Here is a 2,768-nt window from a genome sequence, read left to right as displayed (position 1 = left end):
ACAATTTCGCCCAAAACTGAAATAAAATTATCAAATATTCATCCGATATTCGACAATTTCGCCTCGAATCGGACCGATCAGAATGCCGGATTTCTTTTCCCAACATTAAAATGCATATACCCGAAGTGGACACTCACTGATTTTGTTATACAATAAGGAAAACGATTATAGAAACGCGGAGTCCGTAACTAGGCTTGTTGGTACATACGATTCCAGTAACATTTATTAATAATGGAGAGTGTCACTGATGAAAGTAGAAAATTTGGACCTGTTTTTTGAGAATCGCCAAAAAATGATTTCTTGGAAAGACATCAAGCATATCGCCTTGGATGACATGGAAGTCGTCGATGGCGTAGAGATTTATCGTTTCCGCTTCAATATGGATCGCAAGCTTGACCAGGTGAATGATAGCCTCAATGTTTCGCAACAAGCCTATGGATCGTTTGTGCCTTGGCATTTCCATGATTATATGGAAATCATGTATGCCTACAGAGGTTCCTGTGAAGTGTTGCTGGTGGATGAAAGGATTCCTTTGAACGAAGGAAACCTCTTGATTATTGATAAGAGGACCTGTCATCGCGTGGAAGAGGTCAAAAAGGGCAACATCATTTTGAATTTGGTCATCAAAAAGGATTATCTGACAAAACATCTGTTGAACCGGCTGTCCAAGAACAGCCTGATCACACATTTTATGCTGCAGTCGATCAAGAACAAGAAGTTTGAGAAGAGCTATCTGATGTTCCTGACTAAGAAGCAGGATGAACCGGTTAATCTGTTGGATCGGATTTTGTTGGAATATTATAATCTGCGGGAGTTTTCTGAAGAAATCATCGATTCCTACATGGCACTTTTCTTTATCGAATTGATTCGAGGGAAATTCATCGAAAAAGCCACGAAACCTGAGCACAAAACAGCCGATAAATATACGACCATCGATTTCCTTCAGTACATCGAACGAAATTACCAGCACGACAGCCTGAACAACATGGCAGCGCATTTCAATTATCATCCGAATTACCTGTCCAATCGCCTTAAGAATGAAACCGGGAAAAGCTACATGGAGTTGCTTCAGCTCCAAAAGATGGCGGTGGCGACCGTGCTGCTTTCGAGCACCAACTTGTCGGTGGAAGAGATTGTCTCGGAAATCGGATATTCTTCCGTCTCGTTCTTTTACAAGAAGTTTAAGGATTTTCATGGCGAGACGCCGCAGAAATTCCGAACGAATCTTTGAAAAGAGGAATTTCCTCTTTTTTTTTGTGATTATCTATGATGGAAGCGCTTGTTATCATAAGGTTATCAAAAGACAGGAGGAATTATAATATGAAGCATTTTATCAATTTTATGGAAAACAGATTTATTCCAGTCGCTACAAAAATTTCCAACAATAAGGTCGTCCGAGCAGTCAGTGGCGGTAGCATGACCTTGATGTCGATCATCATCGTCGGTGCCATTTTTTCTTTATTGAACACCATCAATATTCCCGCTTATCAGGAGTTTCTGGCAGCCACAGGACTGTCGACTCTCTTCGCCTTTATACCGGCGATGACGATCAACGCCGTCGGACTTTACATGGTATTCTTTGTTGCATACCAAGGCTCTATTATCTATGGTAAAAAGGATGGTGCCGTGAATACAGCTATATTAGCGCTTGTCAGTTTTTTGATACTAATTCCATTAACAGAAATTATGGAAGAGGGTGCATTCCAGCCAATCATTTATTTGAACACAGCCTATATTGGTTCGAGAGGTGCTTTCACTGCAATCATCACTGGTCTGTTGGTGGCAAAAATCTATCAACTTGTGATCGATAAAAATTGGACGATCAAGATGGGTGAAGACGTGCCGCCGCAAGTTGCAAAAGCATTTTTGGATATCATCCCAGCCTTTATTATCTTGACCTCATTCGCTTTGGTTCGTTGGGGATTCTCTTTGACCAGTTTTGGCTCTGCCACTGATTTCGTCTACTCGAGCCTGCAGACACCGTTACAGAATTTGACCAGTTCACTTCCGGCCTTCATTATTCTGGTTTTGGCCGCACAACTGCTATGGTTCTTCGGAATTCACGGGTCTTATACGATATTGCCTATCCTGATGCCGATTTGGATGGGATATATCCAAGAAAACGTCGCAGCTTACCAAGCAGGTTTGCCGATTCCACATATCTTCAACATCGCACTTTATGATCTGACGGTGATTGGAGGGGCTGGATCGACTTTAGGGTTTGTGATTGTCATTGCTCTTTTTGCCAAAAGCCAGCAGTACAAGAAGTTTTCAAAGCTAGTGCTTTTGCCGGGTGTATTCAATATCAATGAACCGTTGATCTTCGGCATGCCGATCATTTTGAACCCGTTGGTATTCGTGCCTTTCATTTTCACACCAATCATCATGCTTGTTTTAGGATATACTGCGATTGTTACCGGCCTAATGCCTGCGCCGATGGGTATTTTTATTCCGGCAAGCACACCGATCGTCTTCTCTGGTTTGATGCAGGGCGGCTGGAAAATCGCAGCATTCCAAGTTTTCGCTGTTGCGCTATCAGGGGTAATCTATTATCCGTTCTTCAAATTGATGGATAAGCAAGCCTTGGCAAATGAGCGTTCAGCAAGCACGGACAGCACGCAAAATCAGGAAATCCTCAGTATGAGTAATATTGAAAGCCAGGAGGGTTTATGATGAAAAATATAGACTTGAAGGATTTTATGTTCGGCGTTTCCAGCTCGGCTTTCCAAATCGAAGGCGCAGTCCAAACAGATGGAAAAGGATTATCG

At 42.3% G+C, this 2,768-nt stretch carries 3 protein-coding genes; all 3 read left to right on the top strand.

All coding sequences use genetic code 11. The features are described from left to right. Positions 1 to 247 precede the first annotated feature (247 nt). Positions 248 to 1,231: an AraC family transcriptional regulator gene (locus WBV27_RS08440; protein ID WP_424201146.1), complete on the top strand. Its 984-nt coding sequence runs from the start codon at positions 248 to 250 to the stop codon at positions 1,229 to 1,231. 89 nt (positions 1,232 to 1,320) lie between these two features. After that, positions 1,321 to 2,673 carry a PTS sugar transporter subunit IIC gene (locus tag WBV27_RS08435; protein ID WP_424201144.1) on the top strand — a complete coding sequence of 451 codons (1,353 nt, stop codon included), beginning with the start codon at positions 1,321 to 1,323 and terminating at the stop codon, positions 2,671 to 2,673. Then, a partial coding sequence (locus WBV27_RS08430) for a family 1 glycosylhydrolase (protein ID WP_424201148.1) occupies positions 2,670 to 2,768 on the top strand: 99 nt, incomplete at its 3' end. The genes WBV27_RS08435 and WBV27_RS08430, both read left to right, overlap by 4 nt.

The sequence above is a fragment of the Trichococcus sp. genome, assembly GCF_049589555.1.
Taxonomy (GTDB): domain Bacteria; phylum Bacillota; class Bacilli; order Lactobacillales; family Aerococcaceae; genus Trichococcus.
The sequence above is the reverse complement of the archived record's forward strand: the minus strand, read 5'-3'. Positions and strand labels throughout refer to the sequence as shown.